Origin of the sequence: Streptomyces sp. NBC_00207 (assembly GCF_045160965.1) — a bacterium.
In the GTDB taxonomy this organism is placed as follows: domain Bacteria; phylum Actinomycetota; class Actinomycetes; order Streptomycetales; family Streptomycetaceae; genus Streptomyces.
On the sequence record NZ_CP130715.1, the window covers coordinates 1,635,042 to 1,654,500 of the forward strand.

Annotated in this window: 16 protein-coding genes and 1 pseudogene; 7 read left to right on the forward strand and 10 right to left on the reverse strand. The window is 69.8% G+C overall.

The features are described 5' to 3' along the window. Positions 1 to 4: 4 nt before the first annotated feature. A complete protein-coding gene (gene pdhA / locus OG472_RS08065) occupies positions 5 to 1,141 on the reverse strand; it encodes a pyruvate dehydrogenase (acetyl-transferring) E1 component subunit alpha (protein ID WP_252308838.1) in 1,137 nt (378 codons plus the stop codon). Between the two features lie 150 nt (positions 1,142 to 1,291). On the opposite strand from pdhA, the gene OG472_RS08070 reads away from it, so the two are divergent. After that, entirely contained in the window at positions 1,292 to 1,762 is a 471-nt protein-coding gene (locus tag OG472_RS08070) for an Lrp/AsnC family transcriptional regulator (protein ID WP_030302939.1), read from the forward strand. Between the two features lie 12 nt (positions 1,763 to 1,774). Here the strand turns inward: OG472_RS08070 and OG472_RS08075 are convergent, their stop codons facing one another. From OG472_RS08075 to OG472_RS08090, 4 genes are all read right to left on the reverse strand, one after another. Then, positions 1,775 to 3,559 (reverse strand): aldehyde dehydrogenase family protein, encoded by a 1,785-nt coding sequence (locus OG472_RS08075; protein ID WP_372499805.1) that lies wholly within the window; start codon positions 3,557 to 3,559, stop codon positions 1,775 to 1,777. Beyond that, a complete protein-coding gene (locus OG472_RS08080; RefSeq protein ID WP_405941221.1) occupies positions 3,547 to 4,593 on the reverse strand; it encodes a histidinol-phosphate transaminase in 1,047 nt (348 codons plus the stop codon). The genes OG472_RS08075 and OG472_RS08080 overlap by 13 nt, the downstream gene beginning before the upstream one ends. A gap of 1,184 nt (positions 4,594 to 5,777) precedes the next feature. After that, on the reverse strand, positions 5,778 to 6,257 hold the full coding sequence (locus OG472_RS08085) for a hypothetical protein (RefSeq protein WP_405941222.1): 480 nt from the start codon (positions 6,255 to 6,257) through the stop codon (positions 5,778 to 5,780). Between the two features lie 377 nt (positions 6,258 to 6,634). Continuing rightward, on the reverse strand, positions 6,635 to 7,045 hold the full coding sequence (locus tag OG472_RS08090) for a thioesterase family protein (RefSeq protein ID WP_030302928.1): 411 nt from the start codon (positions 7,043 to 7,045) through the stop codon (positions 6,635 to 6,637). 666 nt (positions 7,046 to 7,711) lie between these two features. Here OG472_RS08090 and OG472_RS08095 point away from each other — a divergent pair. Together OG472_RS08095 and OG472_RS08100 are read left to right on the forward strand one after the other, a co-directional pair. Then, the gene (locus tag OG472_RS08095; protein WP_386089092.1) at positions 7,712 to 8,149 is read left to right on the forward strand and encodes a winged helix-turn-helix transcriptional regulator; all 438 of its coding nucleotides are present in this window, start codon (positions 7,712 to 7,714) and stop codon (positions 8,147 to 8,149) included. 65 nt (positions 8,150 to 8,214) lie between these two features. Then, positions 8,215 to 8,667, forward strand: a complete 453-nt coding sequence (locus OG472_RS08100) for a hypothetical protein (protein WP_405941223.1) — start codon at positions 8,215 to 8,217, stop codon at positions 8,665 to 8,667. A 313-nt stretch (positions 8,668 to 8,980) separates the two neighbouring features. Here OG472_RS08100 and OG472_RS08105 read toward each other — a convergent pair whose 3' ends face one another. The 3 genes and pseudogenes from OG472_RS08105 to OG472_RS08115 form a co-directional block, all read right to left on the reverse strand. Then, the gene (locus OG472_RS08105) at positions 8,981 to 9,433 is read right to left on the reverse strand and encodes a LysR substrate-binding domain-containing protein (protein WP_386089089.1); all 453 of its coding nucleotides are present in this window, start codon (positions 9,431 to 9,433) and stop codon (positions 8,981 to 8,983) included. A gap of 10 nt (positions 9,434 to 9,443) precedes the next feature. Further along, positions 9,444 to 12,017 carry an ATP-binding protein gene (locus OG472_RS08110; protein WP_405941224.1) on the reverse strand — a complete coding sequence of 858 codons (2,574 nt, stop codon included), beginning with the start codon at positions 12,015 to 12,017 and terminating at the stop codon, positions 9,444 to 9,446. Positions 12,018 to 12,058: 41 nt separating this feature from the next. After that, a pseudogene (locus tag OG472_RS08115) lies at positions 12,059 to 12,628 on the reverse strand (BTAD domain-containing putative transcriptional regulator); the annotation flags it as partial. A gap of 207 nt (positions 12,629 to 12,835) precedes the next feature. On the opposite strand from OG472_RS08115, the gene OG472_RS08120 reads away from it, so the two are divergent. Further along, positions 12,836 to 12,964 carry a hypothetical protein gene (locus OG472_RS08120; protein WP_405828699.1) on the forward strand — a complete coding sequence of 43 codons (129 nt, stop codon included), beginning with the start codon at positions 12,836 to 12,838 and terminating at the stop codon, positions 12,962 to 12,964. Between the two features lie 861 nt (positions 12,965 to 13,825). Here OG472_RS08120 and OG472_RS08125 read toward each other — a convergent pair. Both OG472_RS08125 and OG472_RS08130 read right to left on the reverse strand, forming a co-directional pair. After that, positions 13,826 to 15,091: a hypothetical protein gene (locus OG472_RS08125; protein ID WP_405941225.1), complete on the reverse strand. Its 1,266-nt coding sequence runs from the start codon at positions 15,089 to 15,091 to the stop codon at positions 13,826 to 13,828. A 214-nt stretch (positions 15,092 to 15,305) separates the two neighbouring features. Further along, positions 15,306 to 16,214, reverse strand: coding sequence for a LysR family transcriptional regulator (locus OG472_RS08130; protein WP_401604084.1), 909 nt, complete (start codon positions 16,212 to 16,214; stop codon positions 15,306 to 15,308). A 247-nt stretch (positions 16,215 to 16,461) separates the two neighbouring features. Here OG472_RS08130 and OG472_RS08135 point away from each other — a divergent pair, with 247 nt between their 5' ends. From OG472_RS08135 to OG472_RS08145, 3 genes are read left to right on the forward strand one after another with little or no spacing between them, the layout of a single operon-like run. Next, the gene (locus tag OG472_RS08135) at positions 16,462 to 17,253 is read left to right on the forward strand and encodes a gamma-glutamyl-gamma-aminobutyrate hydrolase family protein (protein WP_401604087.1); all 792 of its coding nucleotides are present in this window, start codon (positions 16,462 to 16,464) and stop codon (positions 17,251 to 17,253) included. 31 nt (positions 17,254 to 17,284) lie between these two features. After that, the gene (locus tag OG472_RS08140) at positions 17,285 to 18,016 is read left to right on the forward strand and encodes a FadR/GntR family transcriptional regulator (RefSeq protein ID WP_401604089.1); all 732 of its coding nucleotides are present in this window, start codon (positions 17,285 to 17,287) and stop codon (positions 18,014 to 18,016) included. After that, positions 18,013 to 19,452, forward strand: coding sequence for an amino acid permease (locus tag OG472_RS08145; protein WP_398426793.1), 1,440 nt, complete (start codon positions 18,013 to 18,015; stop codon positions 19,450 to 19,452). Before OG472_RS08140 ends, OG472_RS08145 begins: the two co-directional genes overlap by 4 nt. The last annotated feature ends 7 nt before the right edge of the window (positions 19,453 to 19,459 follow it).

A 19,459-nucleotide genomic window follows, 5' to 3' on the forward strand; every position in this document is an offset into this window, starting at 1 on the left:
GCCGTCAGTTCTCCTGAGTGTCGAGTGCGGGGGAAGCGGCGTCTTCAGCCAGCTCGGCCGCCAGCAGGGCGCGCTGTTCGCGCAGCTGCGGAGTCGGCTCGGCGTAGACGTGGTCGAAGAGCTCCAGCAGATCAGGCACGGACTCCTCGTTCATGCCCCCGCGCAGCTCTGTCGCCAGGGTCTCGGCCTCCTCCCGCACCGCCGCGACATCCTCGTCGGTGAGGGCGCCGCGGGCCCGCAGGTACGTTTCAAGACGGCTGACCGGATCGGCGGCACTCCACCGTTCGACCTCCGCCGCGTCCCGGTAACGGGTCGCGTCGTCGGCGTTGGTGTGCGCGTCCATGCGGTAGGTGTGCGCCTCGACCAGGACCGGTCCGTGCCCGGCACGGGCGTGCTCGACCGCCGCGGTCAGCACCGCCAGCACGGCGACCAGATCATTGCCGTCGACCTGTTCGGAACGCATCCCGTGTCCGATGCCCTTGTACGCGAGGGCGGGGGCCGCGGACTGCCGGGCCAGCGGCACGGAGATCGCGTACTTGTTGTTCTGCACAAAGAAGACGACCGGCGCGCGGAAGACGGCAGCGAAGTTCAGCGCCTCGTGGAAGTCCCCCTCACTGGTCGCCCCGTCCCCGACGAGGGCCATCGCCACACCGTCTCCACCTGTGCGCCGCAACGACTCCGCCATGCCGGTCGCGTGCAGCACCTGAGTGGCCAGCGGGGTGCACTGGGGGGCGACGCGGGTGGCGGCCGGGTCGTATCCGCAGTGCCAGTCGCCGCGCAGCAGCGTCAGCACCTCAAGGGGGTCGATGCCCCGGGCGACCAGGGCCACGGAGTCGCGGTAGGTCGGAAACAGCCAGTCGTCCGGGCGCAGCGCGAGCACGGCGCCGATCTGGCAGGCCTCCTGGCCGCGGCTGGACGGGTAGACCGCGAGCCTCCCCTGCTTGGTCAGCGCGGTGGCCTGGGTGTCGAACCGGCGTCCCACGACCATCCGCCGGTAGGCCTCGCGCAGCGCCTCCGGCGCAGGCTCTGTGTAGCCGGGCGCGGGCTTGGCCACCGGCGTGCCGTCCTCGGCCACGAACCGCACCGGCGTGAGGGACGGCAGGAGGCCCTGGACCGTCTGGCGAAGGTTCTTCACGGGCATGGAGGCCACTCACTTTCTCTGGACACTTGACGCGAGTATCGTCGCTATTGCGGAATATCTGTTCAAGGTTTCAGGCGAACCAGCGACGGACTGCCGAACGACGCGCTCTAGGAGGGCAAAGTGTCCGAGCAAAACACACCTGCGGAGTCCATGACCGGACGAACTGCCGTCCGGCTCGACGACACCGACCGGCACATCCTGGCCGGGCTCCTCGACGACGGCCGGGTGTCGATCAAGGCGCTCGCAGACAAGCTGCACATCTCGCGCGCCAACGCGTACACGCGTATCAACAGGCTGATGGCCGAGGAGGTCATCACGGGCTTCAGCACGCAGCTGAATCCGCAGCGGGCCGGCCTCGGCACGAGCGCGTACGTGACGTTGACGATCGATCAGAATGCGTGGCGGGACACCTCCCGGGAACTGCGCGAGATCCCCTACGTCGAGCACGTCACCCTCGTTGCGGGCGACTTCGACGTCTTGGTGCTGGTCCGCACTCCGGACAACTCGGTGCTGCGCCGGGTCGTGCTGGAGCGCATCCAGGCGGTACCGGGAGTGCGCTCGACCCGTACCTGGCTGGTCTTCGACGAGGTGCGGGGACGCGGGACGCACTGGACTGCCTGACCGCTCGGTCACTCAGACGTCGACCAGCGCGGCAGCGGAACCCGCGGCCGGCGCCGGAGCCCGAGGCGACTCCGCAGCCCCGATGGGGGTCGGTCTCGGGGCCGCCTCCACGACAGGAGCCGGGGCGGTCCCGGCCGCATGCTGCCGAGACCGCACCACCCGGAACCGCCCGGTGACGAAGTGGGCGCCCTCGGGGGGCAAATCCGCGCCCGCTGAGGAGGGGTCCGCGGGGAAGTCGTCTGCGAGGTTCTGCACCAGGTGCACCCCGGCGTCCAGTGCTGCCGTCTCGGCGACCGCCAGCACCAGCGGGTCGGTCGAGTGCACGGTGGCGTACGACGCCCCGTGGCGGCCCACCGTGCGGCGGAAGAGCGCCAGACTGTGCGACGTCGAGTCGGTACCGACAAGGAATGAGACGGGCCCCGGCCACTCCCTGGCGTAGATCCGTTCGTCCTGCGCCGCCAGCCGGACGAGCAGGGGGCTGCGCACATCGGCGGCCGGATGAGTCGGATGGCGCAGCGCTCCGGAGGCATGGAGCACGGTGCCGTACCGCGTGGCCTCCGCCAGCCCCGCCCGCACCGTATCGCTGGCGATCGCGCCCAGCAGCCTGGCCACACGTGCGGGATGCCCGAGCAGGCGGTCCACGGCCTCGCCCAGGTCGGCGCCGAAGTCCCCCAGACTCTTGTGCCCCTCATCGGTCGCGATGCCCGTCGTCGGCACCAGGATGTTCTGCGGCGTGGTGCGGACCGTGCCGCTGCACCGGCACAGGGAGTGGGCCAGGCCGCGCACGAGATCCCGGTAGTCACCGGTGGAGTCGACGATCACCGTGTTCAGGCCGGTCCGGTCGACGAACGTGGCGGCTTGGCGGGCGTGTTCCTTCAGCCAGCCGGCGAACTGCGCCGATCCGGTGAAGTCGACGATGCGCACCCCCGGGTCCGTGGCCAGCCTCTCGTGCAGCCGTTCCGCTGGTTCCGCCACCGCGAGGGTCACGATGTCCGGTGGGTGGCCGGCCTCCGCCAGCACCTGCCGGGCGACGCGCACGGTGATGGCCAGCGGCAGCACGGAACGCGGATGCGGGGCGACGATCACCGGGTTGCCGGTCACCAGGCTGGCGAACAGACCCGGGTAGCCGTTCCAGAGCGGATAGTCGGGGCAACCGATGAGCAGCGACACTCCGCGGGGCACCAGGGTGCTGGTGCCCCGCATCGGCGACGGTTGCCCGCTCCCTTGGGTCCCTTGGCCGCTCTCCCAGCTCAGGTCCGCCGGAACGCGCTCCGACTCCGCGAAGGCAAGGGCCACGGCCTCCAGCGCACGGTCCTGGGCGCGCGGCCCCGCGGACCGGAACGCCGCCTGCGGCGGCTGCCCCGTGGTGTGCTGCGCCGCAAGGGCCAGCTCATGGCTGCGAGTGTTCAGCCGGCGCAGTATCTCCACGGCCAGCCCGGCTCGTCGGCGGAGCCCGGCTGCGCGCCACCCGGCCGTCGCCTGAGCGGCAGCCGCCACCAGAGCTGCGGGGTCGCATCGCGGGTAACTGATGCCCATGCCGATCCCGTATGGCGAGGACTCGGTGCACACCCGGCCCAGCTCGCCGGGCTGGTCGAGATCGAAGGGCCGTCCCAGCAGGGAGCCGAAGACCTTCCCAGCTGTTCGGACCGATCTCATCCCCGCGTCGGCAGCATCCTGTCCGGTCGCCTCCGTGAAGGGCCGCCGGCATTCACCGGCGGCGAGGGCCCGCACGGCTTGCTGAAGCAGTTCGCGATGCCGCTCATAAGGACCAGGGCGCACGGCCTTCAGCCTCTCCAGGTCGCGGCGACATCGAGGAAAGCCTCGTTCTCCTGCGGCAGTCCGATCGTCACCCGGACGCCCTCCCCGAGGAACGGGCGGACCACGACGTGCCCGCCAAGACAGTGGACGGCGAAGTCAGCGCTCTCGTCCGCAAGCGGTAGCCACACGAAGTTGGCCTGGGAGTCGGGGACTTCGAAGCCCAGCGCGTGCAACATCAGAGTCACGCGCTCCCGTTCGACGACCGTGAGGGCGGCCCGCCGGGCGACTTCCGCGCGCTCGCCGAGGGCGACGACGGCGGCCTCCTGCGCGAGGGCGCTGACGCTGAACGGTACCTGCGCCTTGCGCACATGAGCGGCGATCCACGGCGGCGCCACGCAGTAGCCGACGCGCAGTCCCGCCAGTCCGTAGGCCTTGGAGAACGTCCGCAGAACCACCACGTTGGGGCGGTCGCCGAGCAGGGCCAGGGCATCGGGGACCAGCGCCGGATCCGCGTACTCACGATAGGCCTCGTCGACGACGATCAGCACGTCTTCCGGGACACGGTCCGCGAAGTCGAGGAGCGCCCGCTCACCGACCGCGGTGGAGGTGGGGTTGTTTGGGTTGCAGACGAAGACCAGCCGGGTCCGATCGGTGATCGCCGCGGCCATGGCGTCGAGGTCCAGCGCATGGTCGCGCAGCGGGACCCGTACCGCCACACCGCCTGCCACCGCCGTGAGAATCGGATACGCCTCGAAGGACCGCCATCCGAAGACGACCTCGTCGCCGAAGCCGACGACCGAGTGCAGCAGCTGTCCGCAGACCTCCGAGGATCCGGCGCCCACCGCGATCCGCTCCGGCTCGACCTCGTGGTGCCCGGCTATCGCCCGCACGAGGGAAGTGGCGCTCAGGTCGGGGTACCTCGACACGCCGCCGGCCAGCTCCGTAAGCGTTGCGGCTACACCGGGCAACAGCCCGTAGGGGGATTCGTTGCTGGCCAGCACTACCGCACCGGGCAATTTGCGGCCCGGGACATAGGCGGGCAGCTGTGTCAAGGATGAACGGACACGCACCATGCTCGACTCGCTTCTGAATCGGTGGGGCCCGAGGCCGTGCCTCTGGGCACTTGACAGGTAAAGCGTGAACATCAGAGGTCAAACGCTCAACTGTTTAGAGAATTCGGCGACAGATCGCATCAATCCGGCAGCCGGCACAGCATGCCGTCTCCTCGCCTGCTGGTTCGGACCCCTGTCACGAGACAGACTGGAGGTAGCCCACCAGACGTCGATGACTACTCTCGGCTACAGGCCGGACTCACTGGTTGTCCCGGCACCGGCCACCGACACGGTCCGTCAGAACTGGTCCCCCACGCACTCACGAGGTGCCCGCACGCCGCCCGCTCCGATGAAGAAGACGGAGCCCAAGTCGCCACTCCACCAGGCTAGTTGCCGTCAACTGCGGCAACTCTCCCGCTGCGACGGCCGACAGTGCAGGAACGGCCGACCGTGGTGGTGGGTGCACTCGTTGTCCCTTCTTGCACGTAGGGCTCCCGCCGGTGCTCTCAGCCCGTCATCCCCCGCCCGGGATGCCGGATCTGCCCGAACTGTGAGGGAGGTGACATATCCGGACTCGGAGCAGGCATCACACACGGGAACCACGGGCGCGCTCGACGAAGAGGTTGCGGTGGCACGTGCGACTCACGCTCCTGCCCGCGGCAGAATCCTGCAGTCGCACAGAAGTAAGCGCAAATAAAGACGCCTTCGTGTTGGATAAGCCATGCTTACTGCGCGCCGCTGCGGTAGATCCCCCGTCTCTCGCCTCCACGGTGCCCGGAATCCGCGCTGCTGCCGATGACCAGAGCTCAGCCGGCCTGACAAAACAGGCTCAAACAGCTCGACACCGCCGCGGGCCATACCCCAGCCTGCCGCACCAGCGGCGTGTGACCCGACCGCCACCAACCGGGCCCGTCCGCGGAACGGCCGCCCAGGCCATGGAGTCGATGAGGTGCCTGATCAACGCGCAGCGCACAGCGCGGACTGCCTCCCCTCATCGCCAAGTTGTGCCCTCCGAACACTGCCTGCCGTGATTCCCTCGTCGCCGCCGACGGTCCGGGCGCCCTGAGCCTCCCCGGGCGGACTGATCGCAGACGCCGGCGGCACCGGGCGCCCGCCAGGGGCAACCACTGACCAGCGCGTAGGCGTCCCCGCCCCAGACTCGAGGCCAATGGCGCCTCACCACGTGGACACGGGCTCGACTCAGGCTAGTCGAGGGCGCGCCACGGCTTCGGGAACCACACCCAGCGCCCATTGACGTATGCCATGCCGTCGTACGCCATACCGAGCGCTTCGCCCGGCTCCAGATACTCCCACTGATAGATCGTCGTTCCCGGTTTGAGGTAAGGGGCCACCCTCTCGTATCCACCGGGGAATTCTTCGCTAACCTCACTCGGCCAATCCCTGATGGCGTCTGTGGTAGCCTTCGCCACCTTGATTTCGGTCTTTTCAGGGTCAATGTCAAGCGCGGCGGTGGGCTTGGACCAGATCCACTCTTCGTACATTTTCTCGGCTTTGGCCGCGAACTCCGGCTCGAAGACCGCTGCATAGTCGGCGGCATTCGGCTCCAGTGAAGCCACCACATCATTGTCAAAACGTGCAGCTATGATCAGCTTCCGGAAACCTGCATCCGTGTTCGGGTATTGTGCCGCCTGAGTTGTGCTCGACGACGTCTCGGTGGGTTGCATTACCTGACCATTCGTGGAACACGCACTCAGGCTCAACAGACACACAACATAGAAGAGGGCAAAGCGATTCTTCACTTGTTTCTTTCTTGTGCGAGTGAGGCGGGTCAGACGTCCTGCCTCATCGGAGGTTGTGACCTACTCATCCCGCAGCACGACGGATGAGCCGCGGGCGGGGACGGATTGAGACGGCGAGGCCCCCCAGGACGAGCAGCAGGGATGTCATTCGAGTCATTTCATTTCTTCGTTGTTTCCTGCCCGCATCACGGTATGGCGATGGCACTTGTTCAGCGGGTCCACTCGGGCGTGGCAGGCGGTCGTCGCCCATGTCAGCGGTCGTCGCCCCTGCGGGGGTGAACCGGGCCGGCCCGGTCAAGCGGTCACTGCTGCGTCAGAAATCCCGTGAGGTAAGCGCGTTCAGCCTCGGTGAGGCGCCGCGGGCGCTTGCCCTCCAGGTCGTAGGGAACCATCGTGGAGGCTGCCCTCGCGTACAGAGTCCCTTCGTCCTTCACCTCGTAGGCGAGGCTGAATGACACCGCCCTGAGGCCGGTAACCCAGACCTCGACGGTGACTGGCGTCTCGCGCCACTCCAAGGGCGCCTTGTACTCGATCTCGTGCTTCGCGCTCACGCAGCCCGCTGTGAAGGTGTCCACACCAGCTATGGCGGCCTGGCCACCGAGTATGTCGCTGCGCGCTTCCTCCAGATAGGTGAGGAAGACGGCGTTGTTGACGTGCCCGTAGACGTCCATGTCGGACCAACGGACTGAGCAGCGGTATTGATGGCGAGTCATTCCACTCATTTCATTTCGTCATTATCACCCGCCCGGAATCGGGGCAGGGCGACGGGCATTGCCTCAGCGGTCTACTCGGGCATGGTCGGCGGTCGTGCCGATTGCTGGTTTCCGTGACGGATAAAGCCCCACGGAGCCTGCTTCGCCCCGGTCCACAGCAGTGCGGTGGATTGAGGCGCGCACGGTTCTCACCCACCCGCTGCAGCTCCGTCAAGGGCGATCCCCTGGTGCCGACCCGCGGCCCACAGCCGCTAAAGCCCGGCAAACATAACACGACCATAAGCAGTCATTTTTTTCCAACGGTATTACTCGGAAATTCCCACTTGATCATCACACGAGTCGGTCGGCACAGTATTCGCAGACTGGTCGTGGGCGCCGGCAGGACGATTGGCATCCCCGCCATGGGGTGCCGGCATCGCCCTCGCCGAAAGGACTAGCACGCCACGAGGCAGCTGCCGCCCGATGCAGCTCAGGGCAAACCATTGGTCGCACGCGAAGTGCGGGATCTCGCGCCAGTGAGGGATGGCGATTCCAGGAGCTGCCCCGACGCAGCAGCCGCCGAACGGGCACGTGAGTGCGTTCAGAATATGAATGCACTAGTTTGTGGCCATCCCTCGTGCCTCATTCGCAGCGTTCCACTGTTCGCTGTCGCGCTCCCTGGATGTGATGGGTGACTGCTGGTCACCGCTGGTCGTGCGCGACATCTCTCTAGGCATTGACACTTTTGAGGACCTGGTCCGCGACCCTGGCGTGTCCCGCGCACTGCTGAAGAATCGGCTCGACAGACTCGTGGACGGCGATGTGCTGGAACGAGTCGAGTACGCCACGCGCCCCCAGCGGTTCCGTTACGTGCTCACCACATCAGGACGGGAGCTCGTGACGGTGCCTTTGGCACTCACCCAGTGGGGCGACCGCCGGCACGCGCCGGATGGTCCGCCGATCGTGTTTCGGCACCACTGCGGAGAGGTCCTAGAGGTGTTCGTCACGTGTCGTACCTGCAGTGGAGCGGTTCATCCGGAGGGCGTCTCGGTCCAGCCGGGCCCGGGCGGGCGCGCAGCGCCCGGCACTCTCGTCATTGCCGAGCGCCTTGCGGGGATGGCATGACTGATCACGTCGCAGCTTGGCGAATGGCCGGCGAGGCGGGGGATGCGAGAGCGGCAGTAGCCGCTATGCCCGAGGACGTTGAGCTCGTTTCGCCGCTGACGGACCGGTTCACGTTTCGGGGGCACCGTGAACTCGAGGAACTCCTGACGAGCGTGTTCGAAGTGTTCACCGGCATCCACTACGAGGCACAGTTCCAGGAAGGACAGCACGCGGTCCTGCGCGCCGCGGGTCATGTCGGTCGCCTGCGGTTGGAAGAGACCCAGTATCTCGATCTCGACGATGAGGGCCGTATCCGACGCCTCACCCTCATGATGCGCCCGCTCACAGCCGCCACCCGTTTCCTGCGCGTGCTTGGGCCTCGGGTTGCGAGCCGGCAGGGACGGCCGGGCACGGCGGGAGTACTCATCGTGGCGGGCGCATGGCTCGACTCGGTCGTGGCCGGCGGAGATCGGGTCTTCATGCCCATGGCCAGTCCTGATCGGTCTCGTCCAGTCCAGGTCGACCGCCCACCGGCGTGATCGGCTGTCGGCGGTGTTCCTCCACCGCCGAGGCGTCCATGTCGGGGGCGACGCTCATGCCCACGCCGGGCTGCCATGTTCGCGGCCACGAGACCGGTGATCAGTCAGCGCCACGATGTCGCCACGTCGAATCACGGCAGCGCTCATGCGGAAAGAGGTTTCCGCGTCACGTCACTACACGACAGCGGTCAGCTCCCCAGAAGCCTCCCGAGGGCGATTGTTCGGCAGCACCCGCCCTGGGACGGGCGCCACGATGTATGTATTCACAAATGATCGAATGTGTCAGTGCACCGCCGAACGGCTGGTCGGGGGCTCAGGCAATGACTGCCCGGACCTGTGTTGTCAGCATTCGCTCGAGCGCCAGCAGCGCTTCGGGGGCGTGGCGGGTGTCGAGGCGTACGGTGTAGATGAACCGTGTCAGCTCCGGGTTGGCCAGCGGTCTCGCGACAACATTGGCCACACCGCGGGGCAGGGCCAAGCGGGGCAGTACCGCGACACACAGGCCCGCGGCAACGAAGCCCAGGATGGTGTTGAAGTCGTCGCCCTCGTACTCCAGTCGGGCCTCGAAGCCTGATGTCTTGGCCATCTGGGCAAGCAGCTCCAGCCGCAGCGCGGCCTCGGGCGCGGCGACCCACGTCTCGCCGGTCAGGCTCGCCAGGTCGATGACCTCCCGGCCGGCCAGCTCGTGGCCCGCGGGAAGCACCGCCACGACGGGGTCCCGTGCAACCAGGGTCCGGCGCAGTGTGCGCGGCGGCGGCTGGGGAATGAAGTCGTAGTCAAGTCAGGGCAAGGTCGGCGTCTCCCCGTTTGATCCGGCCGTAGCCGGCCTCGGGCTCCAGCTGCGAGAGGTAGAAGTGGTCCTTCACGGGATCCGGATCGAAGCGGACCGCGCGCGCCTCCTCGAACCTGCCCTGGAGAGCGAGAACCAGCGCCAGCGCCTCTCCGCCGCGCGTGCCCCAGGCGGCTGCCACCGTACGGGCCAGCGGTTCGATCTCCGCTACCCGGCCCTGGCTCAGCCGGATCGTGATCAAGCCTCGGGCGTGGAGGTCGGCGGCGCGCGGGGCGTTGTGCCGGACCAGCCGCTCCCGGACCTGCCCGTACAGGTCCTCCCCCTGCGCGAAGTGGCCCCGGGCGTGGGCGAGCATGGCCAGCGTGGAGAGGCTGGCCGCCTCGGCCTCCGGCATGCGGTACCGGCGTGCGACGGCCAGACCCAGGCGGGCGTGGCGCTCGACGGCCTCCGAATCGTTGCCGATGGCGGAGATCATCGCGTCCACCTGCTCGCACACCCACCGGTAGGCGGGCAGGTCGTGCCTCTTGGTCAGTGCCCGCAACTCGGCGACCACGGGGATGCACCGAGCGGCCTGCGTTTCGTGCGGCAGCAGCTTCGTCATCGTGGTGAGGGCGGCCGCGAGCAGGTTCGGGTCCCCTGCGCTGCGAGCGAGACCGAGCTGCTGCTCGGCCGCTACCCGGGCTCTTCCGTCGGCATCCTCCGGCAGTTCGTCCACCCGCGCCTGCAGCAGCCGGGCGAGGTCCGCGGGCGCCAGGCCCGGCCTGACGATCAGCCGGTCCAGAGTGTCGACCACGTGCAGGTCCACACCTTGGTGGCTCCGTGTCAGCCACGGGGTGGGTTCGGTCCACGCCGTGAACGCGGCGACGGCGAGGTCCTCACGACCGGCCCGTTCAGCGACCTCGAGGGCACGGTGACGCGTGACGATGGCTGCGTCACCGGACCCGGCCCGGACGTGGGCACGCAGCAGGGCGCCGAGCAGGCCGACCGCGCGCTCGGCCCGTTCGTCGGCGCGGGCCGGTATCAGCTCGGCGGCGTCAAGGGCCTGGTGGAGCAGGTCGACGCTCACGTCGTGCGCGTAGCGGTGCTCGGCGAGTTCGGCGGCACGCAGCGCGAATGCCACCGCCTGTCGGGCCTTCGCCGGGTCACCCGATCGGGTGAAGTGGACGGCGAGGGCGGGCAGGTCGTCCGGTCTCAGACTGGCGAGGGTGTCGGCCAGTCGTCCGTGCAACAGGCCGCGGCGCAGTCCGGTGAGGTCGCCGTAGACGGTGTCGCGCAGCAGCGGGTGTGTGAACGAGACGTGGCCGGGGGCCCGTTCGGTCAGCAGCCCGTCCGCGATGCAGAGCTCCAGTGCGCCGACGACCGCGGCCGGTGTCAGTCCGGAGGCTTCGCGCAGCACCGCGACATGGGTTTCGCTGCCTGCGACTGCGGCCAGCCGTACGACATCGGCGGCTTCCTGGGGCAGTCGGGCGAGCCGCTGGCGTACGACGTCGCGGATGCCGTCGGGCACGCGGGCGACTGCCTGCGCCGCGTCGTCGCCGCCCGCGGTCAGCAGCCGGGCGCTCTCACCGACGAAGAAGGGGTTCCCGCCTGTGCGTTCCGCCAGGACGGCTACCACCTCGGCGTCCACCTCCCGGCCGCAGAGCGAGCGCACGAGCGTACGGACTTCGGTGACGTCGAGTCCGGTCAGTACGACGCGGAAGGGATCACGGCGGGCGAGTGTGGCCATCGTCGGTGCGAGACGACTGTCGGCATGCCCCTGCCGGTAGGCGGCCACGACCAGCATCGGGACACCCTGGACGCCGGCGGCCCGGCCCAGCAGGGCCAGCGTCTCCTCGTCGGCCTCGTGGACATCGTCGATGATCACGGCGAGCGGGCAGCGCGCCGCTGCCGAAGCCAGCCATCGGGCGAACGCGGTGTGCAGCCGGAACCGGCCGGCCGTAGCGTCGCCGTGCGGCGGGACCGTGGCGCCCAGAGGGTCGATCAGCGTGGACAACGGCCCCACGTGCTCCGGCGTGAGGAGGCGCGCCAGTTCACCCAGTGCCTCCGTCCAGGCCCACGCCGCCGGGACGCCCGCGTCGTCCGGACACCGGCCCGCCACCACCGTCCAGCCCCGCGCCCGCAGTGAATCGGCGAAACGGGCCAGGAGGGCGGTCTTCCCCGCACCGCCTTCGCCCGCGACCAGCGCGACCGCTCCGCCCCCAAGGCCCGCCCCGGCTGCCTGTTCCAGCACCTCCAGTTCGCGGTGCCGCCCGACGAAGGGCGCGGGCGAAGCGGGCGCCGCTCCGCTGCCGACAGCGGCGGGTACGCCTGGCGCACCGGTCACCCCAACTACGGGCACGGATCTCGGGGATGGCCGTTCGACCACCGCGATGGACGTGCTCGGGGTGGCCGGGGCCGGAACCGCGGCCGACAGGACATCCAGGTCGCTGCGGAGGATCGCCCTCTCCAACTCGACCAGCCGGGCTCCCAGGTCCAGCCCGAGTTCCTCGGCGCACACGGCGGCCGCGCGCCGCAGCGCCGCGAGCGCGTCGCCCTGACGCCCGGTCGCCCGGTCGCCCACAGACTCAGAGCCAGCAGCCGCCATCCCTCCTCGCGCAGCGGATGACGGCGTACGTGTGCCTCCGCGGTCGGCACCACCTCGTGCGGGCGACCCACCCCGAGGCTGCTCGCCATCGCCAGCTCATGTGCCATGAGCAGCAGTTCGTCGAGCCGCGCGATCTCCCCGTCCGCCCACGAGCCGGGCCCCCACTCCCCGTAGGCGTCTCCCCGCCACAGGCCGAGCGCCTCGTCCAACAGCGGACCGGCCTCGGCGCAGGACACCGCCCTGGCGCGGCGCACCGCCGATTCGAAGCGCCACGCGTCCACGGCGTCGTCGTCAAGCCGCAGCGCGTACCCCTCCGGACTGCTGACAAGGATCCGGGACGGGGTACGGGCGGGCCGGTCCGGCTCCAGGATGCCGCGAAGGTTGGAGACGTAGGAGTGCAGAGAGGTGGTGGGCTTGGCAGGCGTCCGCTGCGTCCAGAGCACGTCGACGAGCCGGTCGACCGGGACATTTCGACCCCGGGCCGAAAGGAGGATTCCCAGGACGGTCCGCGCATGTCGGCGCCCGACCGTCACCGGCCGCCCGCCGACCCGGACATCGAGCGGCCCGAGAACTCCCACCTGCATCATGATCGGCCAAATGTACCAACGGCCGCGCCTCGGATCGCGTCTGCACCCAACACGCCGACGTATGCCAGGAAGGGAACAGCCGGACGCAATCAGTGGCAGGACCGTACGGTCCGGGTGGTGGCTCCATGACAGGTCACGACCGCCGGCGCCGAAGGCGCCATCGACGACCTGAACCAGGCCCTCGCCCACAACGACACCGCCCGCCTCGTGCGCCCCCTGGCCGACACCCGGCCCCACCTGCGGCCCGAGGACGCCGAGCTCGCCGAACGCATCGACGCCCTCACCCGCCACACCGACCAGCTTCGCCGGGACACCCACGACCAGCGCAGCACGTGATCCGCAATCGATACGGCACGGCCCCGGCCCGGACGTGAGTCACCGCCCGCTCTCCGGGAGCCTGCTCTGCCCTTGCGCGGCGGTCGCGACGGCCACAGGCTCCTGGTGGGCGCCCTGGCCGAGTGGACCCGCTGTCGGATCGGGGAGGTGGACGGGCATGCGGCACCCGCGGAGCCCCGAGCCGCGCGACGGGGGCAAGGAGCGCAGCACGGTGGTCTTGGACGTGCGGGGCATGGTCCGGGCCACTCAGCAGAACACCGTCGCTGCCGTGCCGGGCCGCCGGCCGAGGGTGCTGGACGTCGAGGTGAACGCGGTCGCGCAGTCGACCACGGTCGTCTTCGACCCCCGCCGGACAGCGGCAGGGCGGCGACGTCGCCACCCTGCCCCAACAAGGGTCCCGGCATGGTCACGACCCGGGCAGCCACAGCAGCCTCAGGCGGCACGGGCCCGGGAGGCAGCTGCCCGCAGGCCTCGGCCGTCGGGGCCCTGGCGGGCGTGGGACGAGCTGGAGGCGGGAAGCCGGCGCTGGCGGACGTTCCACGAGGCCATCCGGACCGCGCCGGGCATGTGCGCCAGGCCCTGAGGGGTGGGCAGCATCCGTTCGCCGTCGCACTCGGGTGCGTGGCCTACGGTGTGCTGGAACTCGGCGTCCCCTCCCCGCCCGACGACCGCTTGGACCAAAATCCGGACCAGCTCACACCCAAGAGCCTTGCGCAGCGCCGTTTTCCCAGGTCAGCGTGAGTGCGACTGCTGTACCACCAGGAGACCAAAAGGGCCTGGTCCTGCTGGCGGCCGTCGGCTTCGACCTCTACAACAAGCGCAAGGCCGGAGCCTGACGCTCTGGCAGTGGCCGCGCGTGCTTCACGGTCCGGGGGTCATGGTGGTCTGTTCGTCGGTGAGGCGGGCCCTCCAGCCACTGACGTGTGCATCGGGTATGGAGGCCAGGCGGGCGATCTCCGCGTCCCCGCGTCCGTCGGACCAGGCCAGGATCCGCGTCACGGTGCGGTTACGTGCGGCTCGAAAGTCCTTGAGCATGATTTCGAGGCGTTCGACTTCCTCGCCCTCGTGGACAAGTTGCCGGTCAACGGCGGAGCGTTCCGCGCCGCGCAGCTGCCGGAGATGGGCGGTCAGGCCCGTCAGGGCCAGCCCGTGTTCGTGCGCGGCGTTCTGAAACGTTTCGGCCAGGGACACCAGCACGCAGTCGGGGACGTCGGCGAGGGTGGCTCCGAGGGGCTTGGCCGCCTCCCAGGTGTCCCGCCCGGCCCCCGTCGTCTCCAGCCAGACGCGGGCGTCTGTCGGAGTACGGTCGCCGCAGGCCCGTGCCCGGTAGGCGTACAGGGCGGCGCGGTGGCCGTAGAAGGTGAAGCCGTCCTCTATCTGCCGGTCGGCGTCGCGGCAGATCCGGCCCGGTACGCCGCCGTAGCCGTTCTGGGGGCTGTAGTCGGCGTAGGTGTCGAGTTCCGCGTCCGTGGCCAGGTCCCAGGAGGGGTCGCACAGCCCGGGGTTGGCGGCCAGGAAGGCGCCGACCTCGACGCGCCAGGCCGGGACCGGTGTGGTACGCGGTCTGGGCCAGAGGAGTTCCCCGGAGGGGTCGAAGGCGGGCGTCGCGGCCTGTTCGATGTCGTCCCATGCGGTGGCCGCCTCGGCCGACCACTCGAGCCCGCCGTCGGGCCCGATCCGGTGGATCGAGTCCACGAGCCGCTGCACGGCCGGCAGGACGCGCACCGCGAGCGCGTGCAGTTCCTCGGCGTCGAAGAAGCGCCATGTACAGCCGCGCTGTTCGTCGTGGCTCAGGTGGCCAAGCAGCTGCACCATGATGCCGGGGGCGGGGACGTTCCCGTCTCCGAGTGCCCTGCGGGGGATGCCGGGGAGCCGGCTGCCAGGGGACTCCTGCGGGGCTCGCCAGTCGGTGTCGCCGAACCAGACGGCGCCGTCGCGAGCGTCCACCGCCAGCCACTGTTGGTAGCCGACTCCCGGGCCGTAACGCTGGTCCTGCTGTTCGGCGTTCTCGTCGTGCCATACATACTCGGCCGGGGGCGGGTCCAGCTCTGCGGCCATGAAGCCGTCCTCGGGGCGGTAGCCGGTGAGGACGCGCGCCGTTCCCGGCGCGCTGTCGGCTGCGGTCATGAGGGGTTTCCTCTCGCTGGAACGTCAACCGCGGCAAACGTAGTGCGCCTGTCACACAATAGTTTAACTTTCAGCCACAGCGTCCGGTAGTCGGACACGATGGGAAGTACGGCGTGCCGGTGAGGTCTACGCGCGTGCGACGGCCGTCAAGTTGGCCGCTTTTCGCGTTCCCCCACGATCCGTTCACCCGCTTGACCCCGGGACACCGTGCGCCTTACGCGAGCGCGGCCAACGCCTGGGCGGCGAGCATCTCCTCCAGGTCCAGGACGACGCGCGGGGCGTGCCGGGTGTCGATGCGGACGGCGTAGATGAAGCGCGTCAGCTGCGGCTCGGCCAAGGGGCGGGCCACCACCTGGGTGTGCGTGCGGGGCAGGGCGAGTCGCGGCATGACGGCCACGCACAGGCCCGCGGCCACGAACCCCAGCACCGTGTTGAAGTCGTCCCCCTCGTATTGCAGGCGGGCCTGGAAGCCGGGCGTGTTGGCCATCTGCGAGAGCAGTTCCAGGCGCAGCGCGGCCTCCGGAGCGGCGATCCACGTCTCGGAGGCGAGGCTGGCCAGGTCGATGACCTCCCGGTCGGCCAGGTGGTGGCGCGCCGGGACGACGGCCACCACCGGATCCCGTGCGACCAGCGTCCGGCGCAGCATCCGCGGCGGCGGGACGGGGATGAAGTCGTAGTCGTAGCTGAGCGCCAGGTCCATGTCCCCCCGCTTGAGCCGGTTGTAGCCGGCTTCGGGCTCCAGCTGGCTGAGGCTGACCTGCACGTGGGGGTAGGCCGCGTGGAGGCGGGCCAGCGCCTGCGGAACGATGCCGGTGGCGGCCGAGGCGAAGGCGCCGAGCCGGATCCGTCCGGCCGTCCCGGCGCGCATGGCGCCGAGTTCGACCGACGCCGCCGCCAGCGTGCTGCGGACGCCCTGCTCCGCGCCGAGGAGGACTTCGCCGGCCGGTGTGACGCGAACGGGTCGCCGCTCCAGCACCCTGAGGCCGGCGCGGCGTTCGAGTTCGGCGATCTGCTGGGAGACGGCGGGCGCGCTGTAGCCGAGTTCGCGTGCGGCGGCACTGAAGGAGCCGTGCCGCACGACGGCTTCGAGGGTGGCGAGCAGGCGGGGGTCGAGTCCGTGCACGGAGTTAAGGCTCACTTATCTGTCGCGAAGATGTGTTTTCTTGTGATTGGAGATGAACGCCAGCAGGATTCTTGCTCGCGGCGAGAAAACGCAAGCCTGCGCTCCTGGACCGCGAACACCCCTCCCCCGCCGTCACGGTGGCCTCTGCCCGTACCACCTCGCCACCCGCCGCCGCCTGCCGTGGCGGCTGCGGGCGGTTCGGCTGCGGCTGTCGACGGTCACCCCTCATGCCCCGAAAGGAAGTGGTATGACCCAGCCACCGCTCATCGGACTCACCACCTACCTCGCCCAAGCCCAGTGGGGTGAGTGGGACCTGCCCGCCGCAGTGCTGCCCGCGGCCTACGCTGACTGCGTCCGGGCGGCCGGCGGCCGCGCCGTACTGCTGCCGCCGGACGCGCCGGAGGCCGCGGCCGACGTGGTCGAGCGTCTGGACGCGATCCTCCTGGCGGGAGGCGAGGATCTGGATCCCGCCCTGTATGGAGCCGTGCCCCATCCGCGTACCGGGCCGCCGGTGCGCGAGCGCGACGCATGGGAGCGGGCCGTGCTGACCGCCGGCCTCGCCCGCGACATACCCGTGCTCGGGGTGTGCCGGGGGATGCAGCTGATGAACGTACACGAGGGCGGCACCCTGATCCAGCACCTGCCCGACCGGGTGGGCCACGACGGCCACAACCCCTACCGGGGCCACTTCTGCTCCCACGCCGTGACCACCGTACCCGGGACACGGGTCGGCGCCCTGCTGCCGGGGACGCACCACGTTGCCACGCACCATCATCAGGCGGTGGACCGCCTCGGCGCGGGACTGGTCGTCGCCGCCCGTGCGGCGGACGGCACCGTCGAGGCGATCGAGAGCACCCGGCACCGCTTCGCCGTGGGCGTCCAGTGGCACCCGGAGATGGGCGACGACGCGCCGGTCGTGCGGGCCCTGGTGGCTGCCGCGGGCTCCGCCGGAGGTACCGGTCCTGCACGGACGGCCGGACGGAACACGCGCACGGTGCGAAACGCGCCGGGCCGGACTTTCCCGGCACAGGTGCCTTGACACCCCGGGGCGGACCCCCCAGGATCACATCGTGAACCTGTCAGACAGCCAGACAGGTGGCCCCCTTCCGCGGCGCGTCAGTGCCATGGAAGCGGTCTTCGGCCACCTGCGCAGCGCCATCGAGCGCGGTGAGTACGCCGTGGGCGACAAGCTCCCCTCGGAAGCCGAGTTGTGCCGCACCCTGGAGGTCAGCCGGCCCGTACTGCGGGAGGCCCTCCGGGCCCTGCAGGCCATGGGGTTGACCGTGTCCAAGAGCGGCAAGGGCACGTTCGTCCTGGCGAACACGGTCGATGAGCCCACCTTCGGCGACTACGCCGCCAGCGACCTGCTGGAAGTGCGCCGGCACGTCGAGATCCCGGTCGCCGGGTACGCAGCGCTGCGGCGCACCCCCGAGGACCTGGACCACCTGGGCCATCTGCTGGACCGGATGGAGCAGGAGACCGACACCACCGCGTGGGTGGCGATGGACACCGTGTTCCACCTGGCCGTGGCCGAGGCCTCCCGCAACCCCGTCTTCCGCCGCGTCATCGAGGAGATCCGCGACGCACTGGCGCGTCAGTCGACCTTCCTCAACGAACTGGGCGGCCGGCGCGAGCAGTCCAACTGCGAGCACCGGGCCATCGTTGAGGCGCTGGTCGACGGCAGCGAGCACGACGCGGTGGAGGCCATGTCCCACCACCTGCGACGGGTCGAGACGACCCTCACCGACATCGTGCGCTCCCAGCGCACCACCGCCCCTACGGAAGGCAGACCCGAGGCGTGAGCGAGCAGTTCCTCAAAGACGAGAAGCGCCCCACGACCCGTCACGTCGACGCCGGTGACACCGGCTACAGCAAGTCCTTGAAGCCCCGCCACGTCAACATGATCGCCATCGGCGGCGCGATCGGTACCGGGCTCTTCCTCGGTGCGGGCGGACGCCTCGCCGATGCCGGGCCCTCCCTGTTCATCGCCTACGCCGTCTGCGGGATCTTCGCGTTCCTCGTCGTACGCGCGCTCGGCGAGCTGGTCCTGTACCGGCCGTCCTCCGGCGCCTTCGTCTCCTACGCCCGTGAGTTCATGGGGGAGAAGGGCGCGTACACCGCGGGCTGGATGTACTTCCTCAACTGGGCGACCACCGGCATCGCCGACATCACCGCCGTCGCCACGTACACCCACTACTGGCACCTGTTCTCCGACGTCCCCCAGTGGGTGATCGCCCTCATAGCCCTGGCCGTGGTCCTCACCGTGAACCTCATCTCGGTGCGGATCTTCGGCGAACTGGAGTTCTGGTTCGCCATCGTCAAGGTCGGCGCCCTGGTCGTCTTCATGGGGATCGCGATCTTCCTCCTGGCGACCCGGCACCCCGTCGACGGCGCCGTCCCCGGCCCCGCCCTGATCACCGGCAACGGCGGGATCTTCCCCAACGGCCTGCTCCCCATGCTGCTGATCATCCAGGGCGTCGTCTTCGCCTACGCCTCCGTCGAACTGGTCGGCGTCACGGCCGGCGAGACCGAGAAGCCCGAGGAGATCATGCCGAAGGCGATCAACTCGATCATGTGGCGCGTGGGCCTCTTCTACGTCGGCTCGGTCGTCCTGCTGTCAATGCTGATGCCCTGGAGCAGCTACAGCGCGGGCCAGAGCCCGTTCGTGACCGTGCTCTCCCACATCGGCGTCCCGGCGGCCGCCGACGTGATGAACCTGGTCGTCCTCACCGCGGCCATGTCCTCGCTCAACTCCGGCCTCTACTCCACCGGCCGCATCCTGCGCTCGATGGCCGTCAACGGCTCCGCCCCGCAGTTCACCGCACGGCTCAGCCGCACCCAGGTCCCCTACGGCGGCATCCTCCTCACCAGCGGCATGTGCGTCCTGGGCGTCGGGCTCAACTTCGTGGTCCCCGCGGACGCGTTCGAGATCGTTCTCAACCTCGCCGCGATCGGCATCCTCGCCACCTGGGGCATGATCATGGTCTGCCACCTCCTCTTCTGGCGGAAGACCCGCGACGGCGAACTCACCCGCCCCTCCTACCGCCTGCCCGGCTCCCCCTGGACCGAACTCGTGACGCTGGCCTTCCTCGCCTCCGTCCTGGTCCTCATGTACGCCGACGGAGGCGCGGGGCGCACCACCGTGCTGTGCGTACCGCTGATCGCCGCGGCGCTGGTCGCCGGCTGGTACGCGGTCCGCGGCCGCGTGGCGCGCGCCGCCGCCCGGAGCGACGGCTGAGCCGGAC